Consider the following 21376-nt stretch of genomic DNA (forward strand, 5'->3'; position numbering starts at 1 on the left):
GCATGAAAATGGCTAGAAAATTTGAGAGCTTCCAAGCGTTTTATCAGTTTTATTTGCAAGAGCATCAAAACAAGCATTGCCGCAGAATGCATTTTGTTGGTTCTGCGCTGGTTATATCGATATTGATTGTTATGTTAATCACGCAATATTGGGCACTCTTATTTGCGCTGCCGATATGTGGCTATGGATTTGCGTGGTTTGGACATGTTTATTATGAACACAACAAACCAGCAACTTTTCAATATCCACTCTACAGCTTTCTTGCAGACTGGGTGATGTTCAAAGATATCATTACCCGAAAAGTTACGATTTAAGTTTTGTGGGCTTATTAAGCAAATAAACGGCGCTTAGAGCCAATAATGCGCCACAAGACATGGTTAAACTTAGGTGTTCGTCGAAATACCATATCGACATGCCCATAGCAGTAACCGGCACAATGAAAATAAACGAGCTAGAACGACTCGGTCCTAATTGCTGAGTGGCAAAAAAGAAAATGCTGGTGGCGATACTAACCACAATAATTGACAGATACAGCATATGGTACCAGTAGGTACTTGAATAGTTTGCTATATTACTGATTGGAGACAAGTCATATGCGAATAGATAACTTAAAAGCATTGCCCAAAAATACATCAATGTGCTGAACGTTAGAAAGTCACTAAATTTAGTACCTTGCTTACTGATAAGTGTTAAAAAAGCCCATGTTAAAGAGGCTAATAAGAAATATGCGTTTCCTGATGCCAGTATTTGAGCGACATCAAAAAGCCAAATTTCAATCATGAAGAGCCCACCAATGACCCCCAATATACAGCCTATGAGTTGTGTATTAGAAAGAGTGCTACGTAAAATCAAAGTACTAAGAATAATGGTAAAGATAGGGTTTGTTGTAGTAACAAGCATGCCTCCTTTGCCTGGTAATCCGTCATGTAACCCTAAAAAGAAGAATTGATTATAGGCCGCCATCAATAAACCAGCAGGAATGGACCATAATAATGCTTTACGAGAGAAAGCAAGTTTGTGCAGCCGAGATTTATGCATCAGAAATAAAATAGGCGCCATACTAATAGTAGCCAGTGCGATACGATAAAAGACAGTGATTTCAGCGGGCGCCATATCCGCAATAATTTTTCCAGATATCCAACTTGAACCCCATACGAGCATTGCCATGATAAGCGCTAAAACGACCGTTGTATTCTTTGAAGTGTTTTGTAAAACCGCGGTAGACATTAATTTCCTCGTTAATTGCAACATAATAAGCAACACTGTGATGCACTACTAGTGTGCATATTGAATTATGAACAAAGTTAAAATAATGATTTTTATGATTTTATTTTAATAAGAATATCTTGGTTCTAGCTTCACAAAATCATAAGTACAAAAAGCAAGTCAGTGTAGAGTATAAGGTAAACAGGGACGAGTTTATTACAATTGTGCCTACGTGCATAGCTGGGCAGACTAATAAAGGAAATAATATGGCGTTATTAATGAGAGTGATGTTCCTGAGTTCACTTTTAGCCAGCAATGTCAGTAAAGCCAATTCATTTAACGATCACTTGCAAGTTGAGCAGATCATAAGAAACCACTTTAATTCATTAATTGCGAATAGTTTTCAAGAGCAGGTTGATGATGGCGGTAACATCGAGAAGAATAAAAAAGATCGAGAAAAAGGTCACACAGACGATATGTCTATGCTGGATGTAAGGGTCATGTCAATTCAGGGGGCGTTGGCTTCTGTGCAGTTGATTATTGATGATGATATTGAAGATATCTATCTAATAAAAAATCAATATGGTTCGTGGGAAATGAAAGGGGTGTTGCATTGAAACCGAAACAATACCTGTGACTCACTGAAATACAGCCCTTGATGGGTGATTACAATCTAGCTGTAATGCCCCGTAATTGCTTTTAATCTGAATCTCCCTATAGTTGCACATAGATTATTCAGTTTGAGGGAAACGCTATGGCTGCAAAAGTTACAGTTACATTCATTAATAAAACCAAAACGCCAATGTTTGCGTTTTTGTGCCAAGGAAAACAAATTTTAGCGCTAACTTTAACGCAAATATTTCCTGGATCGGCTTATAGATTATCTGAAGAGGTTGAACATTTAGAAGATCTACAAGTTGGATTTGGTCAGTCTTGGTCAGCAGCTGAACTGGAAATGCAGCTAGATGTTAAAAGAGGGATAACAGACTTCAATGTAACTTTGGACAATGAAGGAGCAATGGAGATCGTGACAAACGGTGACCTAAAATTAAAACGCAAACATTACTTTTATGACACTGCGATAGGTCATTAAGTGATAATGTAATTCATAGCGGCTTTTTATAGTAAGTTTCCCCAATAGAGAGCGCAGCTTGAAGCCTGCGTTCGTTTATTATTGATAACATCAGCTTCCTTTATATCTGCATCTGCATAATATACCCTCTTTACGTAATCACTATTAACTGCAAACTATCTCTTTTGCTTTACATAAAAAAATTTATAAAAAGGCTTGACCAAACACTTTAAGTCCCTATAATGCGCACCCACTGACACGGAGCAACGCGCACAAAAGCAAGCAGCAAAGTGAAGGTTAAAGTTAAACTGAAAGCTTAATTGAAAATAAATTAAATTTTCTAGTTGACTTTAAAAGTGAAGCGGTTAATATGGCGCTCCTCTTCGCAGCAACGCTGCGGTAACTAACCAAGGGTTAGTTACACTGTTCTTTAAAAATATGAAGCAATCATCTGTGTGGGCACTCGTACAGATTGAGTTCTAACAGCTCTTGATTCAGGAGCAAAAGAATTAGAGTCTCAATTTCTTATGAGTGGCTATATAGTCAATTTATACAGAATTCATTGAGCACGAATCTTCGGATTCAAAAAACTTTTAATTGAAGAGTTTGATCATGGCTCAGATTGAACGCTGGCGGCAGGCCTAACACATGCAAGTCGAGCGGTAACATTTCTAGCTTGCTAGAAGATGACGAGCGGCGGACGGGTGAGTAATGCTTGGGAACGTGCCGTAAGGTGGGGGACAACCATTGGAAACGATGGCTAATACCGCATAATGTCTACGGACCAAAGGGGGCTTCGGCTCTCGCCTTATGATCGGCCCAAGTGGGATTAGCTAGTTGGTAAGGTAATGGCTTACCAAGGCGACGATCCCTAGCTGGTTTGAGAGGATGATCAGCCACACTGGAACTGAGACACGGTCCAGACTCCTACGGGAGGCAGCAGTGGGGAATATTGCACAATGGGCGCAAGCCTGATGCAGCCATGCCGCGTGTGTGAAGAAGGCCTTAGGGTTGTAAAGCACTTTCAGTAAGGAGGAAAGGTTAGTAGTTAATACCTGCTAGCTGTGACGTTACTTACAGAAGAAGCACCGGCTAACTCCGTGCCAGCAGCCGCGGTAATACGGAGGGTGCGAGCGTTAATCGGAATTACTGGGCGTAAAGCGTACGCAGGCGGTTTGTTAAGCGAGATGTGAAAGCCCCGGGCTCAACCTGGGAACTGCATTTCGAACTGGCAAACTAGAGTGTGATAGAGGGTGGTAGAATTTCAGGTGTAGCGGTGAAATGCGTAGAGATCTGAAGGAATACCGATGGCGAAGGCAGCCACCTGGGTCAACACTGACGCTCATGTACGAAAGCGTGGGGAGCAAACAGGATTAGATACCCTGGTAGTCCACGCCGTAAACGATGTCTACTAGGAGCTGGGGTCTTCGGACAACTTTTCCAAAGCTAACGCATTAAGTAGACCGCCTGGGGAGTACGGCCGCAAGGTTAAAACTCAAATGAATTGACGGGGGCCCGCACAAGCGGTGGAGCATGTGGTTTAATTCGATGCAACGCGAAGAACCTTACCTACACTTGACATACAGAGAACTTACCAGAGATGGTTTGGTGCCTTCGGGAACTCTGATACAGGTGCTGCATGGCTGTCGTCAGCTCGTGTTGTGAGATGTTGGGTTAAGTCCCGCAACGAGCGCAACCCCTATCCTTAGTTGCCAGCGATTCGGTCGGGAACTCTAAGGAGACTGCCGGTGATAAACCGGAGGAAGGTGGGGACGACGTCAAGTCATCATGGCCCTTACGTGTAGGGCTACACACGTGCTACAATGGCAGATACAGAGTGCTGCGAACTTGCGAGAGTAAGCGAATCACTTAAAGTCTGTCGTAGTCCGGATTGGAGTCTGCAACTCGACTCCATGAAGTCGGAATCGCTAGTAATCGCGGATCAGAATGCCGCGGTGAATACGTTCCCGGGCCTTGTACACACCGCCCGTCACACCATGGGAGTGGGTTGCTCCAGAAGTAGGTAGCTTAACCTTAGGGAGAGCGCTTACCACGGAGTGATTCATGACTGGGGTGAAGTCGTAACAAGGTAGCCCTAGGGGAACCTGGGGCTGGATCACCTCCTTAACGATTTAGAACAGATTTGTTCGAAGTGTCCACACAGATGATTGTTAGTTAGCTTTAATAGCTAATTAATATTGCTCTTTAAAAATTTGGAAAGCTGATAATTAAATTCTCGAATAACAAGCAATTGTTATTCAGAGTTTTCGAAAGAAAATGCCGATTAATCATTTAGTTGATTAATTAGCGTCTACTTTAGTATTACTTAACTTCTGGCGAAGTTAAAACTGTCTTTGATTAGACAACCTAACTTATTTTTCAATGATTTTGATTGTTAGGCAAGGCGCTTGAGTTTTTTATCGACGGAAGCATAACGTGTTATGTGACCAAGTAAAAAACGAAAGGAACGCAGCATAACAAACAAAAGCGAAGAAAAACCATTTTGGGTTGTATGGTTAAGTGACTAAGCGTACACGGTGGATGCCTTGGCAGTTGGAGGCGATGAAGGACGTACTAACTTGCGATAAGCTAAGTCAAGCCAGTAAGAGGCACTTGAGACTTAGATTTCCGAATGGGGAAACCCACCGCTTAGCGGTATCTTGCAGTGAATACATAGCTGTAAGAGGCAAACCGGGAGAACTGAAACATCTAAGTACCCCGAGGAAAAGAAATCAACCGAGATTCCGAAAGTAGCGGCGAGCGAAATCGGATTAGCCCTTAAGCTTCAGTGTAATTAGTGGAACCTTCTGGAAAGTTGGACGACACAGGGTGACAGTCCCGTACACGAAAATTTATCTGAAGTGAAATCGAGTAGGTCGGAGCACGTGAAACTTTGACTGAATATGGGGGGACCATCCTCCAAGGCTAAATACTCCCAACTGACCGATAGTGAACCAGTACCGTGAGGGAAAGGCGAAAAGAACCCCTGTGAGGGGAGTGAAATAGAACCTGAAACCGTGTACGTACAAGCAGTAGGAGCCCTTCGAGGGTGACTGCGTACCTTTTGTATAATGGGTCAGCGACTTATATTCTGTAGCGAGGTTAACCATTTAGGGGAGCCGTAGCGAAAGCGAGTCTTAACTGGGCGCTTAAGTTGCAGGGTATAGACCCGAAACCCGGTGATCTAGCCATGGGCAGGTTGAAGGTCAGGTAACACTGACTGGAGGACCGAACCCACTAACGTTGAAAAGTTAGGGGATGACCTGTGGCTAGGAGTGAAAGGCTAATCAAACCGGGAGATAGCTGGTTCTCCCCGAAATCTATTTAGGTAGAGCCTCGGACGAATACTTACGGGGGTAGAGCACTGTTAAGGCTAGGGGGTCATCCCGACTTACCAACCCTTTGCAAACTCCGAATACCGTAAAGTAATATCCGGGAGACACACGGTGGGTGCTAACGTCCATCGTGGAGAGGGAAACAACCCAGACCGTCAGCTAAGGTCCCAAAGTGTATGTTAAGTGGGAAACGATGTGGGAAGGCTAAAACAGCTAGGAGGTTGGCTTAGAAGCAGCCATCCTTTAAAGAAAGCGTAATAGCTCACTAGTCGAGTCGGCCTGCGCGGAAGATGTAACGGGGCTAAACATACCACCGAAGCTACGGCTGCATACTTAGTATGCGGGGTAGGGGAGCGTTCTGTAAGCGGCTGAAGGTGAACTGTAAGGTTTGCTGGACGTATCAGAAGTGCGAATGCTGACATGAGTAACGATAATGCGGGTGAAAAACCCGCACGCCGGAAGACCAAGGGTTCCTATCCCATGTTAATCAGGGTAGGGTGAGTCGACCCCTAAGGCGAGGCTGAAGAGCGTAGTCGATGGGAAACGGGTTAATATTCCCGTACTTGGTATAAATGCGATGGGGGGACGGAGCAGGCTAGGCAAGCATGGCGTTGGTTGTCCATGTGAAAGGCTGTAGGCTGGTGACTTAGGAAAATCCGGGTCGCTAAGGCTGAGAGTCGAGACGAGCTACTACGGTAGTGAAGTTGTTGATGCCCTACTTCCAGGAAAAGCCTCTAAGCTTCAGTTTATATCGAATCGTACCCTAAACCGACACAGGTGGTCAGGTAGAGAATACTAAGGCGCTTGAGAGAACTCGGGTGAAGGAACTAGGCAAAATTGTACCGTAACTTCGGGAGAAGGTACGCTCTTGTTTGTGAAGGACTTGCTCCATAAGCAGACGAGAGCCGCAGTGACCAGGTGGCTGGGACTGTTTATTAAAAACACAGCACTGTGCAAAATCGTAAGATGACGTATACGGTGTGACACCTGCCCGGTGCCGGAAGGTTAATTGATGGGGTTAGACTTAGGTCGAAGCTCTTGATCGAAGCCCCGGTAAACGGCGGCCGTAACTATAACGGTCCTAAGGTAGCGAAATTCCTTGTCGGGTAAGTTCCGACCTGCACGAATGGTGTAACCATGGCCACGCTGTCTCCACCCGAGACTCAGTGAAATTGAAATCGCAGTGAAGATGCTGTGTACCCGCGGCTAGACGGAAAGACCCCGTGAACCTTTACTACAGCTTGGCACTGAACATTGACCCTACATGTGTAGGATAGGTGGGAGGCTTTGAAGCACAGTCGCTAGATTGTGTGGAGCCGTCCTTGAAATACCACCCTTGTAGTGTTGATGTTCTAACTTAGGTCCCTAATCGGGATTGAGGACAGTGCCTGGTGGGTAGTTTGACTGGGGCGGTCTCCTCCCAAAGAGTAACGGAGGAGCACGAAGGTTGGCTAAGTACGGTCGGACATCGTACGGTTAGTGTAATGGTAGAAGCCAGCTTAACTGCGAGACAGACACGTCGAGCAGGTACGAAAGTAGGTCATAGTGATCCGGTGGTTCTGAATGGAAGGGCCATCGCTCAACGGATAAAAGGTACTCCGGGGATAACAGGCTGATACCGCCCAAGAGTTCATATCGACGGCGGTGTTTGGCACCTCGATGTCGGCTCATCACATCCTGGGGCTGAAGTCGGTCCCAAGGGTATGGCTGTTCGCCATTTAAAGTGGTACGCGAGCTGGGTTTAGAACGTCGTGAGACAGTTCGGTCCCTATCTGCCGTGGGCGTTTGAGAATTGAGAGGGGCTGCTCCTAGTACGAGAGGACCGGAGTGGACGAACCGCTGGTGTTCGGGTTGTTATGCCAATAGCATTGCCCGGTAGCTACGTTCGGAATCGATAACCGCTGAAAGCATCTAAGCGGGAAGCGAGCCTCGAGATGAGTTCTCACTTTAACTTTAAGTTAACTGAAGGGCCGTTGAAGACTACAACGTTGATAGGCGAGATGTGGAAGTGCTGTGAGGCATTGAGCTAACTCGTACTAATTACCCGTGAGGCTTAACCATACAACGCCAAAGTGGTTTGACTTGTTAGAAGTTAAGAATAGAAAGTAGACGATAAGAATTTAATTACGCTTCCAGATTTTAGCATTGTGAATAGATGAGCTCTAATGAGAAATCAATTCACCTTGCGCAAATGAAATGACAAAAAGACGTCATTAGCCATTTGCACGAAAAGAATTTGCTTGGTAACCATAGCATTTTGGAACCACCTGACTCCATGCCGAACTCAGTAGTGAAACGAAATAGCGCCGATGATAGTGTGGGGTTTCCCATGTGAAAGTAGGACATTGCCAAGCGCCAAATAAAAGAAACCCGTTGCAGAAATGCGACGGGTTTTTTGCATTTAAGTCCCTTAGCTGAATTAGTCTCGACTTGATCTGACATTTCGATTTGAAAAATTGAGAGTTACCCGTTTTGATAAAGGTGTCGAATCTTTTAATCAAAACAACTTAAAGGTGGTAACTCTCATGTTACATACTAACAACCCAATCATTAAACACAAAACTGGTTTGCTTAATCTTGCTGAAGAATTAGGTAATGTTTCTAAAGCCTGTAAAGTTATGGGCGTTTCAAGAGATACATTTTATCGATATCAAGAGCTGGTCGAAGATGGCGGGCTCGATGCGTTAGTTGATAAAAGTCGTAGGTCTCCAAACATTAAAAACAGAGTCGATGAGGCAACTGAACAAGCTGTTATAAAATATGCTGTTGATTACCCTGCTCACGGCCAACACAGAACGAGCAATGAATTAAGAAAGCAAGGTGTATTTGTATCAGGCAGTGGTGTTCGGTCGATATGGCTACGTCATAATTTAGAGAACTTTAAGAAGCGCCTGAAAGCATTGGAAGACAAAGTAGCTAACGAAGGTATTATCTTAACAGACAGCCAAATCGCTGCGCTTGAAAAAAAGAAAAATGACGATGAGGCTTGTGGCGAAATCGAAACAGCTCACCCTGGTTATCTAGGCTCACAAGATACGTTTTACGTTGGCAACCTAAAAGGTGTTGGACGTATCTATCAGCAAACATTCGTAGATACGTACAGCAAAGTAGCTTTCGCTAAGCTCTATACCACCAAAACACCAATTACAGCGGCCGACATACTCAATGATAAGGTTCTACCTTACTTCGAACAGCATGAGTTGCCAATGCTACGCATACTCACTGACAGAGGCACGGAGTATTGCGGTAAAGTCGAGCATCATGATTACCAGTTATATTTGGCGATTAACGATATCGACCATACAAAAACTAAGGCCATGTCGCCACAGACAAACGGTATCTGTGAGCGGTTCCATAAGACAATACTAAATGAGTTTTATCAGGTTACATTCCGTAAAAAGCTATATAGCTCCCTAGAAGAATTACAAAAGGATCTGGACGAATGGATGGTTTATTACAATAATGACCGAACTCATCAAGGAAAAATGTGCTGTGGCAGAACGCCACTTGAAACATTGGAAGATGGAAAACGTATTTGGGCAGAAAAGAATTTAGCTCAAATCTAAGCTGACAATCACCGATTGAAAAACGGGTAACTGTCAGATCAAGTCTGAGCTAGTACACCTTAGCATCGGTTAAACTGGTTTATTTCACGGTTATATGTTTCATTGCATTACATTATTTCTTTGTAGATAGTTCTGCGTTGTCTATTCACCCCTGAAGCTGGGTTCCATCGCGCCAATACATTAATCGGCGCTGTTTAAAATAGCTTATTTCACCTTGCGCAAAGAGAATGAACTCACTTCGTTCTCTGTCATTAGCCCTTTACACCATAACTGAGAAGCTTCGCTTCGATCTCATTTCGTCCATGTGAAAGTAGGACATTCTACTGCGTAGCGCACCAAGGGCCCAATTAAATAACCCCGCTGCTGTTAAAATGGCTCAATTCACCTTGCGCAAAGTAAATGTACTCGCTTCGCTCTATGTCACTGTACTTTGCACTTAATTCATCCATGAATCTAATCGACATTAGTACATCCATGTACGTCAAACCCGTTGCAGAGTTCATGCACATTGATAAAGAGACGAATTAGCACAAGGTGAAGGGAGTAACCTTCACCGCCGACAAGATAAACTTAAGATTTTCTCAGCAACAGCTAAAACGGCTCATTTCACCTTGCGCAAATTGAACGTACTCGCTTCGCTCATTGTCGTTACATTTTGCACGTTAATCACCTTGCGCAAAAGAAGCGTACTCACTTCGTTCGCTGTCGCTAGCCTTTTGCACGATAAGCGCAAGGTGAAGGAAGCATCCTTCACAGCTTTCACCCTTTACTCCTGCTAAATACATTTCCTGAGCAACAGCTAAACTAGCAGAGCGTACTCACTTCGTTCACTGTCGCTAACCTTTTACACCTTGCGCAAATTGAACGTACTCGCTTCGCTCGTTGTCGTTACATTTTGCACGTTAATCACCTTGCGCAAAAGATGCGTACTCACTGTGTTCGCTGTCGCTAGTTTTGAACGATCTTGCCTCAACTCGTTTCAGGGTCCATGTTCCGTCTTTTTGGTTTGGTTACTGCGTTTACAGAGGTGTATTGAATACCTCGCTGTCGTCAAGATTGTTTGTTCCACTACCAATGGTATTGTTAAAAGTAAGGTACATAGTCGGCTATCAAAAGAAATCAATTCTATTTATATACGACAAGTTGACCACACGGAGTTACTCGGAATAGTCGCGAAACTGAAGCAAGAAGTTTCAAGGGAAAAAACTCATGCCAGGCGCTTTTGAAAAGTATCTACTCATAGGTTAAAGCAGCACTGAAGGTGTTTATAAGTGTGCGTTATTCTTCTGTAATTAGAATAAATCTACAAACTGATTATGAGATTAAATCATCGAGATATAATTTGAAATACATCTGATTTAGACTGGGTATAAACTTTTTGCACTATTGCTATAAATTATAAGGATATAAATTTCATATTCTCACGTTTAAAAAATATATTAACCATCTGAAAAACCTCCTTAAAGTCATAAATTACTCCGCTTTATATAGTGTTCTAGTCGCATCAACTACTCAACTTGAATTAAGTTTGTTTAAGAATTGAAATTAATGAATAAAACTTTCTATTGTAAATTTTTGATTACAAAGTGTTTGGTTTTTGGTTAATTTTTAGTTAAAAATATTGTTTATTATTTCTACATTTGAGCTACATTTTGATTGGAAATTAACCAAATGACATAATAAAGGAACAAGTATGCGTAAATTAAACACACTAGCATTTGCGGTCTTGACAGGTCTTTCAGGAAGCTGTTTAGCGCAAGCCCAGTTAATGACTGTTGACCAAACTAGTGCGATTGAAGATCAGTACATCGTAGTCTTTAAGACACCCACAGTTATGAATGCAGCAAGCAGTGATGCAATTGCCAGTTATGCAGCTGATCAAGCGAGAGCGTTGACAACAAAGCATAATGTACAAGTATCCAAGCAATTTGAAGGTGTTTTAAATGGGGTTGTGGTTAATGCGTCAAAGCAACAAGTAAAAGAACTGCTGAGCAATCCTAGCATCGATTACATTGAGCAAGACCAAATCGTCACAGTGACGCCTCTGGTTGATGCGAGTGCAGATCAAGGTAACGCAATTTGGGGTTTAGATAGAGTTGATCAAAGAGATCTACCGCTAAATAGTAACTATCATTATGACTTTGACGGCAGTGGCGTAACAGCTTATGTCATTGATACGGGTGTACGTATTACACATGCTGAGTTTGGTGGACGTGCAAGTCACGGTTATGACTTTGTAGATAATGACGCCGACTCAAGCGATTGTAACGGTCATGGTACGCACGTGGCGGGTACAATTGGTGGCGGTGCTTATGGTGTTGCTAAAAACGTCAACGTCGTGGGTGTTCGTGTTTTAGGATGTAATGGGTCAGGCTCGTATTCAGGCGTTATTTCAGGTATCAATTGGGTTAAGAATAATGCATCAGGCCCTTCTGTTGCTAATATGAGTTTAGGTGGTGGTGTATCACAAGCAGTTGATGATGCGGTAAATGCGGCAGTAGCATCAGGTGTAACATTTGTTGTAGCGGCAGGTAATGATAACAGCAGTGCGTGTAATTACTCTCCAGCTAGGGCTGCGGACGCTGTGACAGTAGGTTCTACTACAAGTTCAGATGCACGTTCGAGTTTCTCAAACTATGGTAATTGTCTAGATATTTACGCGCCAGGTTCAAGCATCAAGTCAGCTTGGTACAATTCAGACTCTGCGACAAATACAATCAGCGGCACATCGATGGCAGCACCTCATGTTGCGGGGGTTGTTGCACTATACCTTGATGAAAATCCGTCTCTTACTCCAAGCCAGATTGATACGTTACTAAGCTCTCGCAGCTCCAAAAACAAAGTGAGTGATGCCAAGTCTGGTTCTCCAAATGAGCTGTTATTTGCATTAGCTGATTCAACACCACCACCTCCACCACCGCCATTACCAGAATTAGATGATGGTGTAGCTGTCAGTGCTAGCGGCGCTGCGGGTGAAGAGTCAAACTATGTATTCAAGGTACCAGCAGGTAAAACAACATTAACAGTTAAACTATCCGGTGGCACAGGTGATGCTGACCTGTATGTGCAACAAGGTCAGCAACCAACTCAAAGTAGCTACTCTTGTCGTCCATACAAAAATGGCAACGAAGAAGTCTGTACATTTAACAATCCAGTGGCGGGTGATTGGTACATCATGTTGCATGGATATTCAGCTTATTCTGGCGCAAGCTTAGTCGCAAGCACGGCTGGTGATGGTGGTGGCTGTGGTAATAATTGTCTAACGAACGGTGTACCTGTCACTAATCTTTCTGGCGCATCAGGTAGTGAAGTCGCTTACACAATTGATGTACCAGCTAACGCGACATTAAGTGTGCAGATATCAGGCGGCTCTGGTGACGCGGATTTATACGTTAGAAAGGGAGCTGCACCGACAACTAGCACTTACGACTGTAGACCATATCGCAGTGGTAATTCGGAGACTTGCAGCTTGACTAATTCTGGTACAGATGCGACTTATCACATCATGTTACGTGGCTATAATGCGTATTCAGGTGTTACTTTAACAGGTAGCTTCTAAGTCAGAAAATAAAGGGAGCATAAGCTCCCTTTATTTTAATATACTTTACAAATAAGACCTTTGAGATAAAACCCTTCAGGGTAGAAGCCTGCAATCGGGTGATCAGCTGCTTGATTTAGTCTCTCCATTATCATCAGGTCTTTACCCGCATCCAGCGCTGCATCTGCGACGACTTTTTGGAATAGGTTTTGATCCATTAACCCTGAGCATGAGAAAGTCAGTAAAGTACCACCTGGCTTTAATAGTTGCATTGCAAGCATATTAATATCCTTGTAGCCTCGACATGCCCCTGTTAACTGGGCTTTACTCTCAGCAAACTTAGGTGGATCCATGACGATGGTATCAAATTGGCGTCCTTCGTCTCGGTATTCACGAAGTAACTTGAAGACATCTTTTTTGACAAAATCGACTTTGCTTAAATCTAGGTTATTATGCTCGACATTTCTCTTGGCAGTGTCTAAAGCGGGTTGAGATACATCGACATTGATCACTTCATCACATCCGCCTCTGAGTGCATATAAACTGAATGTGCCAGTGTAGCAAAAGCAGTTTAGAACATTTTTGCCTTTTGAAAAGCGCTCCAATGCGGCGCGGCTGTCTCTTTGGTCTAGATAAAACCCAGTTTTATGGCCGCCAATAATATCGACTTCTAATTTTAAGCCGTTTTCCTCAATGATCACAGGTTCTGTTGGTGCGTCACCGTGTAATACACCTGTGATTTTCTCAAGACCTTCTTTTTTACGTACATCAACATCTGAGCGCTCATATACATGGCAATCTGGGAAAAGCTCACGTAATGCGGCAACAATTTCACCTTTGTGGCGTTCTGCACCTGCGCTTAGCATTTGACATACAAGGTAGTTATCAAACTTATCAATGGTAATTCCCGGCAAGCCGTCAGACTCTGCAGCAGAGAGCCTAAAACCAGTTAGCCCACCCTCTGAGATCGCATATTCTCTGACTGCAAAGGCACGGGCCAAACGACGCTTAAAGAAAGCTTGATCAATTTGTTCGTTTTCATCAAAACTCCAGATCCTTGCTCTGATCTGGGAGCTCGGGCTATACGCCGCTGTTGCCAAGTATTGACCATCGTGACTGTAGATTTTAACAATATCGCCCAGTCCTGGCTTACCTTTGATTTTTTTAATTGCTTTAGAGAATATCCAAGGGTGTTTTCTTTTAAGAGATTTTTCTCGGCCGGGTTGTAAATACAGCGCGCAAGACATATAAATTCCTTACTAAGTAGAATCCTGTCATTTTAGTGAAGGGGGTTCCAACATACAATCTAAAGCATAAGGTTTACGTAAAAATGATGGAAAATATGAAACAGTTTGAAGAAGCATTTAAGGAATTTATGCTTGATACGCCTTTTGCCGATACCGCGCATGACCTTTCTCATATACAACGGGTGGTTAAAACTGCAAAACAGCTTGCAATAGCAGAAAGTGCGGACTTAGATATTGTTATACCTGCAGCTTGGTTACATGATTGCGTTGCTGTTGCAAAAAATCATCCAGACAGAGCACTCGCTTCAAAAATGGCAGCGGATAAAGCTGAGCGATTTTTAATAGAAATAGGTTATCCGCAGGATAAGCTAGAAGGGATCCACCATGCCATAGTGGCTCATAGCTTCAGTGCTAACGTGACCCCAACGACTTTAGAAGCCAAAATAGTACAGGATGCGGACCGTATGGATGCACTTGGGGCAATTGGTGTCAGTCGTTGTATGAAAGTAGGTGGCGCAATTGCCAGACATCTTTACCATACTGACGACCCATTCTGTCGCACTCGAGAGCCTGATGACAAAAGCTACACCATAGATCATTTTTTTGTAAAGCTACTGCATATAGAGTCACAAATGCACACGCAGGCGGCACAAAAGGAAGCGAAGAAGCGCACTGAGTTCATGCGCTTATTCTTAGATGAATTAGGGCGGGAAATATCTAACGAAGCATGATTACCTCGTCATTCTCTTGACGAAGACCACGACGAACAATGCAAGAGAAAAGCTGCCAATAAATGCTTCTATGGTGGCGATGAGCCGGGTGATCCCGACGGGAGTAATATCCCCATAGCCTAAGGTTGTAAAAGTGACGACGCTAAAATAAAAGCAATTGAGCATGGAGTGTAAATTTTGCTTTAGAGGTGCATTGGCGGCAAATTGGATGACGTCGCCATTGTAGTTTATACCGAGCATAAAATAGCACAGTGCACAGAGTAAAATCATGCCCAGGCTAAAGCGAATGACATTTTCTGGCTTTTCTCCATAGCCGCATAACATATCTATAAAACTTGAAACGAGTCGTTTTTTTGAATATTTTGGATACTGTGCATGGCGCATGCGAAGTTCACTGTAAGTGTACTTTCCAGCCATTTCGAACAACCCCTGTTGTTCTGCACCTTTTCTTAGTAAACGATAAATTTCTTCGCTCTGTAAGTACAAGTCTTGTGCGTCATCGGTCTTTTTTTGCTTTGCTGCTTCAATCGCTTGGCTTTCTTGGAGAAGTTTGTCTCCAAGTACCAAGTTATCTATTCTGGTCGCATTGAGTTTTACACCTAATATATTGGTATTTTCGATCTTACAGCAGTGTAAGTTTGCATCTCTTAAATCTGCCTTCATGAGCGAGGCATTACGTATCGTGCTGTTAAACAGGTGAGCACCATGCAAATTAGCGCGGTAAAAGTTACTGTACGAGAGGTCATAGCCATTGTGGTCATTGAATTTAACAAGGTTTAACCCTTCTAAATTGGCCCGCTTGAGCTCAAGGCCTTGCAGTAGCCCTCCTTTTTTGGCATAACGTTCGAGTTTATGAGATAGCTCTAATCCACTTTTATCGAACTTAGCGTCATGCCAAAAACAATATCCTGATCCCATGTCTATTTCTTGGCATTTGTGTCCATCAGGTGACGTGTACTGACATTTAGGTTTGCTATTCATGGCAGCCTGTTTTTTCCGTAATAAGTATAAAGGTTAGCAGCAATTTAGATTGATATATGAAAAAGCAATAAATTTACTATGAATTTCAATTACCAACTCAAACTAAGCCGCCGTAGAAAAACGGTCGCTATTACTGTTAAACCTCAAGGCGTTGTTGTTCATGCCCCTTACGGTATTTGTCACAATTGGCTAAATGCATGGTTAGATACAAAACAGGAGTGGGTTGAGAAAAAACTAGATATAGTCGCTAAAAAAAGAGAGCTGGGCCTTGAACCGTTAAAGTCTGTTAATGTCTATGGTGAGTCTTACAAATTGATTTTTGATTCAGAGTCTCGCTTTATTGACCACATGAATCAATGCATTTATTTGACAGCATTTAGCAAAGGGAGCAAAGAGAGTCACATTGATGAGCTTAACCAGCTCTTTCAAGTTGAGTTGACGAACTACCTACAAGGGCGTTTACCTTATTTCCAAACCTGCATGGGCTCAAAATACAAGGTACTTAAAGTACGTTTTTATAAACGTCGTTGGGGGAGTTTATCAAGTAAAGGTGTTCTGGCTTTTAATAGTGCTTTGCTTGGCGCGCCAAAATGGGTGATCGATTATGTTATAGTGCATGAATTAGCACATTATCATGTGATGGCACACAACCATGCGTTTTGGCAAATAGTAGCGCGTTTTTACCCTGAGTTTGAAAAAGCAAAAAACTATTTAAAAAACGAGATGCATCACATTCAATAAAATGAAGAGAAATTATAGATGGAAATAAAGAGATAAAAGGAAGTGGTGGAGGGAGCTGGATTCGAACCAGCGAAGGCTGAGCCGTCAGATTTACAGTCTGATCCCTTTGGCCGCTCGGGAACCCCTCCATAACAGATTTTTCAAGTACAAAGTGGTGGAGGGAGCTGGATTCGAACCAGCGAAGGCTGAGCCGTCAGATTTACAGTCTGATCCCTTTGGCCGCTCGGGAACCCCTCCAATTGTACTTTGTTGTCGTTGATGGTGGAGGGAGCTGGATTCGAACCAGCGAAGGCTGAGCCGTCAGATTTACAGTCTGATCCCTTTGGCCGCTCGGGAACCCCTCCTCAACAACGGCGCTGATAATAACAAAGTTTTTGACGAAGTAAAGAAATGTCCTAAAGTTTTTTTAAAAAATGCCGATAAATTTTCAGAATTAATATTTTTTGGCGAAAATCCATGCAGATAGAACAATTGTTACTCAAGGAAGCTCAATTAGGTAATGCATTGAGTTTGAGTGTTCATGAATCAAGAAGAGGTGACTTTGCACTTTTGCTAAGCGCACTTTCTCAAGATGCATTGGATTTTAGTCAATTTGATTTACCGCGCAGTGCATTAGATGAATCAGATAAATCTGAAGAAGCACTTCGCAAAGAACTACAAGTCGGTCCCAAACAGCCATTAGCGCCAGATGAATTTGATTTTTCAATCGGCCAGTACAATCGCTATTTCGTAAAAGATGGTGGTCTCGAAGATATAAAATTAAACGAATGCTTAGATCCTGAGCCTTTTCATATTCGCGATGATAAAGCACACATACCTCTAAATGTTATTGAAAATTTAGAACCAGCTGTCAGAGCAAAATTATATCGTCAGAAAAACCCAGAAATTGATGTGCAAGAAAAAGAAATGGATGCCGCTGCTTTTTATGATCAGATCGCAAGTGGAGAGATGCAGTCTCAGTTAAATGTTGCTGTTTAACAAGTAATTGAAGTTGGATGCATAGTCGTATTTTGTGTGGCATTAGTCTTTTGACTAAGCCACAGGAAGCGTAAGCGTATTATGATTAGCCGTGACACTTTTTAAACTTTTTCCCACTTAAGCACGGACAAGGATCGTTACGGCTTACTTTTTTACTATCGGCTGGATATAGTTCGCCATCAAGATATAACCAAGCGCCATTTTCTTGAATAAACCTTGAGCGTTCATGTAGTGCGTTCAATACACCTCCCTCGATATATGCTGCTTTAAATTCAACATATTGATACTGCTCATCTTGATCTGTTTGAATGACATCTAAGCGAACGAAATCAACTTGTTTGGCAAATAATAAAATGTCATCAACGGTATGTTCGGTGCGCGTTTTGGAAGCATATGTTTTTAAAATATACTCCCCAGCGTGTGTGCAGTACGCACTGAAGCGAGAGCGCATCAATTGCTCAGCTGTTTTGGGGGCTGCTGCCCCAGTAATAAATGGCTGACAACATTGCTCAAAAGTTTGTGTGTTACCACAAAAACACATAAGTGACCTACATAATTAGTGTGCAAACTTTGATAATGGCAATTTAGCTGAATTTTTAAAGCAATATAGTGTCGTTTTAGATTTACTAAGACTTCTATGCTCAATTTGCTTATGTGATAAAATCCCTGGCCAAGTTATGACCGCTGCAAAATTACCATTGGACAAAGCGCTATCCAGAGTATGCTCTAAGTTTATCAGATCCCTTTGTTTAAGCACCAGCAGCTTGTTTGCATCTATGTCATAGCTATCTAGCATAGACTTATTAAGCACATGGTCTGGTGCTATGAGTAAAGTCCAACCTGCTTTTGAATTACAACGGTATAAAATTTGTAAGAGCATATCATTGGTGCTTTGCTCGTCAATTGCATCCAAGACATTAAAACTTTGATAGTGATTAACGTTTTCTGAATACGTATTTAAATTTGCTGATATGTGCAACATGATTAGACCACTGATTATCTATACAGTGCATATACAGTATTTCATACAGTGGTATTAATCAAGTATTGTTTGGTGTTTTTTTGTACTTTTATTGTTCGAAACTCGATTGCTAATTAATTATTTGAACCAAAATGCATTTGCTGATGAATTTGCTCAAACAAAGTAGCGGCATAACATTGTGCATCAATGTAGCGCTTAGTAGTTAGGTGTGGCCGAACTTCATTCAATGTGCTCTGTGCCGCGATGTTGCCTTGACTTTGGGCAAGGCTCAACCAAGCAACGCCGTGAAATGCACTTTTTGGTACTCCTTGCCCTTTGATAAATAGTAGGCCTAGATAAAACTGTGCTTTGTTATCACCAGACATGGCTGCTAACCTCATCCACTTTGCGGCTAGCGGGTATTGCTTTTCTTTGATGTAATAAAGGCCTTTCTTGTAAGCTTGCTCGGGATCCTGCTGTTTTGGCCAGCTGTGTTTCGGATCGGGCTCTTGCGTCACAAACTCGAGCACATTGAGTAATTGTTGCTCTAGGTCACCACCATGCGCTTTTGTAGATTGATTGCTTTTCATACTCACTTCACTTATTACAACTTAGTCTTCATTGTAGCTGATTTTTGCTTTATTTGTCCGTTTATGGTGATGATTTGTGGTAAAATCGCCGACCTCGTTTCCATTTAAAATACAAAGACATGCTAGAAAAATTATTTTCGCTTAAGGCGTTACACACGGACGTAAAAACAGAAGTTGTAGCGGGACTCACTACGTTTATCACCATGGTATATATTGTATTTGTTAATCCAGCAATGCTCGCTGAGGCCGGGATAGATCACGGCGCGGCATTCGTTGCTACCTGCCTGGCTGCAGCAATTGGTTGTTTCATCATGGGGTTTATTGCTAATTATCCGCTTGCTTTAGCGCCAGGTATGGGCTTAAACGCATTTTTTACTTATGGTGTTGTACTTGGTATGGGCCATAGCTGGCAGACTGCTTTGGGTGCAGTGTTCTTATCTGGGTGTCTATTTTTACTATTAAGCCTTTTTAAAGTCAGAGAGTGGGTTATACAGGCAATTCCAGTTGTGCTAAAGCGAGCAATCGCTACGGGTATTGGTGCATTCTTAGCACTCATCGCGCTTAAAAATGCGGGTATTATTGTCGCAAGCCCAGCAACGCTCGTTCAGTTAGGTGACATTACCAGTCCAGGTCCTTTATTGGCGATTTTTAGTTTGTTTGTGATCACTGCATTGATGTATAGAGAATGGAAAAGTGGGGTGTTGATCAGCATCTTGTTGGTGACAGTAATTGCTTGGGGGCTCGGTTTAGTTGAGTATCAAGGCATAGTGTCTGCTCCTCCAAGCATTGAGCCAACATTTGGCCAGTTAGATATTGCCGGTGCTTTGGAAATTTCAATGCTAAGCGTGGTATTTGCATTTTTATTTGTTGATCTCTTTGATACGAGTGGCACCTTGGTTGCTGTGACACAAAAAGCGGGGATTGCTGATGATAAAGGCAACATGCCCAGATTGGGCCGTGCCTTGTCTGCAGACAGTTCTGCCACAGTAGCAGGCTCTTTCTTGGGCACATCAACGACAACATCTTATATTGAATCTGTCTCAGGGGTGTCTGTCGGTGGGCGCACTGGCCTGACTGCGGTCGTCGTAGGTTGCTGCTTCTTACTAATGATGTTTTTTGCGCCATTGGCTAAAATGGTCCCAGCTTACGCTACGGCAGGCGCAATTCTGTACGTATCTGTGTTAATGCTGCAAAATCTAAAGTTGGTGAACTGGGATGATATGACTGATGCAATTCCAGTGAGCGTTGTACTATTGATGACTCCGCTCACCTTTTCAATTGCGCATGGTATTGCCTTAGGCTTTATTGCATACACCGCTGTGAAGCTCGCGTGCAATAAAAAAGAAGAAATATCTATTAGTGTCTGGGTGCTGACAATATTATTTATCGTGAAATTTGCACTAAGCTGATCACCATTTCTTTTTCGGTGCGAAAAGGACGTCCAAGTCGTCCTTTTCCTTCTCTGCTTTTTTCTTTACTGCTGAGGCATTAGACGCTTTGAGTTCAGTACTGATCTCATTGAGATAACCTTCTAATTGGTTCTTTTTCTCTGTTACATATTCGTCGTTGTAAGTCACTGCCATAATGGTTGCATAAGCTTTTTCAAAGTACTGTCTTGCAGAGCCAACCATATTGGCTGTTTTTGCAGAGAGCCCTCGTTTGATTTGACTTTCTACATTAATTCTTAACTGAATTTTTTCCAAGCGGCGGTCTTCTTTAACAAAGATTTGCGTATCAACTTTGCCTTTACTGTGCTCTGAACGAAGAAGTTGACGAAGCTTTTTTATTCCTTGTACAAGTGCAATTAGCTGTTTGTCGTTATCCGGTAAAGCGACGTTATCACTGTCGCTGAGATTGGCGGGTTCCGAGTTCATTCGTTCAGTAGATTCATGCAGACGGTTTTTCAACTCTCGTGACGTAGGGGACAGCTCAACCATAGTGGCTAGTGCATTGTGCACTCTTTTTTGGATAACCCGGAGCATTTCACTGGACATAGGTATATTTGAACTATTCACTAGGACATCCTCGGATTCTTCGATTATCCGCTTTTGCTTTGCTAGCTCTTTACGTCTTTCTGCTTCTTGTTTTTCTTTGTGTTGTTGAATTGCACTAACCCAGACAGCAATAATAACCAAAGCAACAATCAACAATACTATTATGTAAACAAACATACCCGATTCTCTACGAAAACTACCCAAGGCGATAATTTTTTATATTACATCAAACAATTGTATATTGGATAGTTTTAATAACAAGGTGTATGTAAACGATTTTAAATACACCATTTTTCAGTATAGACGTTTCTAATTCGTTTTTCTTATATGATTGCGTAAATGTTACAATTACTATCAGGCAAACAATAACTATGCTAGTCTTACAAAAGATCCGACTCAGCGTAAACCTAGTCACTTATTGGATAACAACTAAAAA

The 21376-nt window shown here is 42.5% G+C and carries 16 protein-coding genes, 3 tRNA genes and 3 rRNA genes; 12 read left to right on the forward strand and 10 right to left on the reverse strand.

Features of this window, described 5'->3' with window-relative positions; all coding sequences use genetic code 11:
• Nucleotides 1–8 precede the first annotated feature (8 nt).
• Nucleotides 9–314, forward strand: coding sequence for an Mpo1-like protein (locus AC2CZC_RS12110; protein ID WP_046354545.1), 306 nt, complete (start codon nt 9–11; stop codon nt 312–314).
• Here the strand turns inward: AC2CZC_RS12110 and AC2CZC_RS12115 are convergent.
• The gene (locus tag AC2CZC_RS12115; protein WP_484581975.1) at nt 304–1227 is read right to left on the reverse strand and encodes a DMT family transporter; all 924 of its coding nucleotides are present in this window, start codon (nt 1225–1227) and stop codon (nt 304–306) included. The genes AC2CZC_RS12110 and AC2CZC_RS12115 overlap by 11 nt on opposite strands.
• A gap of 245 nt (nt 1228–1472) precedes the next feature.
• Between AC2CZC_RS12115 and AC2CZC_RS12120 the strand changes: the two genes are divergently transcribed.
• From AC2CZC_RS12120 to AC2CZC_RS12150, 7 genes are all read left to right on the forward strand, one after another.
• Nucleotides 1473–1823, forward strand: coding sequence for a hypothetical protein (locus AC2CZC_RS12120; RefSeq protein WP_484581976.1), 351 nt, complete (start codon nt 1473–1475; stop codon nt 1821–1823).
• A gap of 137 nt (nt 1824–1960) precedes the next feature.
• On the forward strand, nt 1961–2299 hold the full coding sequence (locus AC2CZC_RS12125) for a hypothetical protein (protein ID WP_237135056.1): 339 nt from the start codon (nt 1961–1963) through the stop codon (nt 2297–2299).
• A 573-nt stretch (nt 2300–2872) separates the two neighbouring features.
• A 16S ribosomal RNA gene (locus tag AC2CZC_RS12130) occupies nt 2873–4405 on the forward strand.
• A gap of 387 nt (nt 4406–4792) precedes the next feature.
• A 23S ribosomal RNA gene (locus AC2CZC_RS12135) occupies nt 4793–7674 on the forward strand.
• A 178-nt stretch (nt 7675–7852) separates the two neighbouring features.
• Nucleotides 7853–7967 (forward strand): 5S ribosomal RNA (gene rrf, locus AC2CZC_RS12140).
• Together the 16S, 23S and 5S rRNA genes form the textbook arrangement of a ribosomal RNA operon.
• A 171-nt stretch (nt 7968–8138) precedes the next feature.
• Complete coding sequence (locus AC2CZC_RS12145) at nt 8139–9179, forward strand: IS481 family transposase (RefSeq protein WP_484581977.1); 1041 nt, start codon at nt 8139–8141, stop codon at nt 9177–9179.
• 1693 nt (nt 9180–10872) lie between these two features.
• Nucleotides 10873–12738, forward strand: a complete 1866-nt coding sequence (locus tag AC2CZC_RS12150; RefSeq protein ID WP_484581978.1) for a S8 family peptidase — start codon at nt 10873–10875, stop codon at nt 12736–12738.
• A 35-nt stretch (nt 12739–12773) separates the two neighbouring features.
• On the opposite strand, the gene AC2CZC_RS12155 is transcribed toward AC2CZC_RS12150, so the two are convergent.
• On the reverse strand, nt 12774–13964 hold the full coding sequence (locus tag AC2CZC_RS12155) for a class I SAM-dependent methyltransferase (RefSeq protein ID WP_484581979.1): 1191 nt from the start codon (nt 13962–13964) through the stop codon (nt 12774–12776).
• Nucleotides 13965–14059: 95 nt separating this feature from the next.
• Between AC2CZC_RS12155 and AC2CZC_RS12160 the strand changes: the two genes are divergently transcribed.
• A complete protein-coding gene (locus AC2CZC_RS12160; protein ID WP_484581980.1) occupies nt 14060–14695 on the forward strand; it encodes an HD domain-containing protein in 636 nt (211 codons plus the stop codon).
• Here AC2CZC_RS12160 and AC2CZC_RS12165 read toward each other — a convergent pair whose 3' ends face one another.
• Nucleotides 14696–15676, reverse strand: coding sequence for an ion channel (locus AC2CZC_RS12165; protein ID WP_063362030.1), 981 nt, complete (start codon nt 15674–15676; stop codon nt 14696–14698).
• Between the two features lie 78 nt (nt 15677–15754).
• Between AC2CZC_RS12165 and AC2CZC_RS12170 the strand changes: the two genes are divergently transcribed.
• Nucleotides 15755–16417, forward strand: coding sequence for a M48 family metallopeptidase (locus AC2CZC_RS12170; protein WP_484581981.1), 663 nt, complete (start codon nt 15755–15757; stop codon nt 16415–16417).
• A 43-nt stretch (nt 16418–16460) separates the two neighbouring features.
• Here AC2CZC_RS12170 and AC2CZC_RS12175 read toward each other — a convergent pair.
• From AC2CZC_RS12175 to AC2CZC_RS12185, 3 genes are all read right to left on the reverse strand, one after another.
• Nucleotides 16461–16545: transfer RNA gene (locus AC2CZC_RS12175), tRNA-Tyr, on the reverse strand.
• 24 nt (nt 16546–16569) lie between these two features.
• A tRNA-Tyr gene (locus tag AC2CZC_RS12180) sits at nt 16570–16654 on the reverse strand.
• 22 nt (nt 16655–16676) lie between these two features.
• Nucleotides 16677–16761: transfer RNA gene (locus AC2CZC_RS12185), tRNA-Tyr, on the reverse strand.
• Between the two features lie 112 nt (nt 16762–16873).
• Here AC2CZC_RS12185 and AC2CZC_RS12190 point away from each other — a divergent pair.
• Nucleotides 16874–17395, forward strand: a complete 522-nt coding sequence (locus AC2CZC_RS12190; RefSeq protein ID WP_484581982.1) for a VC2046/SO_2500 family protein — start codon at nt 16874–16876, stop codon at nt 17393–17395.
• A gap of 85 nt (nt 17396–17480) precedes the next feature.
• Here AC2CZC_RS12190 and AC2CZC_RS12195 read toward each other — a convergent pair whose 3' ends face one another.
• The 3 genes from AC2CZC_RS12195 to AC2CZC_RS12205 all read right to left on the reverse strand — a co-directional run bounded on the left by AC2CZC_RS12195 (nt 17481) and on the right by AC2CZC_RS12205 (nt 18946).
• The gene (locus tag AC2CZC_RS12195; RefSeq protein ID WP_484581983.1) at nt 17481–17936 is read right to left on the reverse strand and encodes a YchJ family protein; all 456 of its coding nucleotides are present in this window, start codon (nt 17934–17936) and stop codon (nt 17481–17483) included.
• 15 nt (nt 17937–17951) lie between these two features.
• Nucleotides 17952–18377, reverse strand: a complete 426-nt coding sequence (locus tag AC2CZC_RS12200) for a SulA-like leucine-rich domain-containing protein (protein ID WP_484581984.1) — start codon at nt 18375–18377, stop codon at nt 17952–17954.
• Between the two features lie 113 nt (nt 18378–18490).
• Entirely contained in the window at nt 18491–18946 is a 456-nt protein-coding gene (locus AC2CZC_RS12205) for a tetratricopeptide repeat protein (RefSeq protein ID WP_484581985.1), read from the reverse strand.
• Between the two features lie 119 nt (nt 18947–19065).
• On the opposite strand from AC2CZC_RS12205, the gene AC2CZC_RS12210 reads away from it, so the two are divergent.
• Nucleotides 19066–20355: an NCS2 family permease gene (locus AC2CZC_RS12210; protein ID WP_237139002.1), complete on the forward strand. Its 1290-nt coding sequence runs from the start codon at nt 19066–19068 to the stop codon at nt 20353–20355.
• Here the strand turns inward: AC2CZC_RS12210 and AC2CZC_RS12215 are convergent, their stop codons facing one another.
• The gene (locus AC2CZC_RS12215) at nt 20356–21117 is read right to left on the reverse strand and encodes a hypothetical protein (protein ID WP_484581986.1); all 762 of its coding nucleotides are present in this window, start codon (nt 21115–21117) and stop codon (nt 20356–20358) included.
• Between the last annotated feature and the right edge of the window lie 259 nt (nt 21118–21376).

It is taken from the genome of Pseudoalteromonas sp. MMG033 (genome assembly GCF_057197785.1).

What these genes read in the sequence shown, in the direction of transcription:
- AC2CZC_RS12210 (WP_237139002.1), top strand. Translation starts at nt 19,066, where the DNA reads ATGCTAGAAAAATTATTTTCGCTTAAGGCGTTACACACGGACGTAAAA.
- AC2CZC_RS12205 (WP_484581985.1), bottom strand. Translation starts at nt 18,946, where the DNA reads ATGAAAAGCAATCAATCTACAAAAGCGCATGGTGGTGACCTAGAGCAA.
- AC2CZC_RS12110 (WP_046354545.1), top strand. Translation starts at nt 9, where the DNA reads ATGGCTAGAAAATTTGAGAGCTTCCAAGCGTTTTATCAGTTTTATTTG.
- AC2CZC_RS12120 (WP_484581976.1), top strand. Translation starts at nt 1,473, where the DNA reads ATGGCGTTATTAATGAGAGTGATGTTCCTGAGTTCACTTTTAGCCAGC.
- AC2CZC_RS12215 (WP_484581986.1), bottom strand. Translation starts at nt 21,117, where the DNA reads ATGTTTGTTTACATAATAGTATTGTTGATTGTTGCTTTGGTTATTATT.
- AC2CZC_RS12195 (WP_484581983.1), bottom strand. Translation starts at nt 17,936, where the DNA reads ATGTGTTTTTGTGGTAACACACAAACTTTTGAGCAATGTTGTCAGCCA.
- AC2CZC_RS12125 (WP_237135056.1), top strand. Translation starts at nt 1,961, where the DNA reads ATGGCTGCAAAAGTTACAGTTACATTCATTAATAAAACCAAAACGCCA.
- AC2CZC_RS12115 (WP_484581975.1), bottom strand. Translation starts at nt 1,227, where the DNA reads ATGTCTACCGCGGTTTTACAAAACACTTCAAAGAATACAACGGTCGTT.
- AC2CZC_RS12155 (WP_484581979.1), bottom strand. Translation starts at nt 13,964, where the DNA reads ATGTCTTGCGCGCTGTATTTACAACCCGGCCGAGAAAAATCTCTTAAA.
- AC2CZC_RS12200 (WP_484581984.1), bottom strand. Translation starts at nt 18,377, where the DNA reads ATGTTGCACATATCAGCAAATTTAAATACGTATTCAGAAAACGTTAAT.
- AC2CZC_RS12165 (WP_063362030.1), bottom strand. Translation starts at nt 15,676, where the DNA reads ATGAATAGCAAACCTAAATGTCAGTACACGTCACCTGATGGACACAAA.
- AC2CZC_RS12150 (WP_484581978.1), top strand. Translation starts at nt 10,873, where the DNA reads ATGCGTAAATTAAACACACTAGCATTTGCGGTCTTGACAGGTCTTTCA.
- AC2CZC_RS12160 (WP_484581980.1), top strand. Translation starts at nt 14,060, where the DNA reads ATGAAACAGTTTGAAGAAGCATTTAAGGAATTTATGCTTGATACGCCT.
- AC2CZC_RS12145 (WP_484581977.1), top strand. Translation starts at nt 8,139, where the DNA reads ATGTTACATACTAACAACCCAATCATTAAACACAAAACTGGTTTGCTT.
- AC2CZC_RS12190 (WP_484581982.1), top strand. Translation starts at nt 16,874, where the DNA reads ATGCAGATAGAACAATTGTTACTCAAGGAAGCTCAATTAGGTAATGCA.
- AC2CZC_RS12170 (WP_484581981.1), top strand. Translation starts at nt 15,755, where the DNA reads ATGAATTTCAATTACCAACTCAAACTAAGCCGCCGTAGAAAAACGGTC.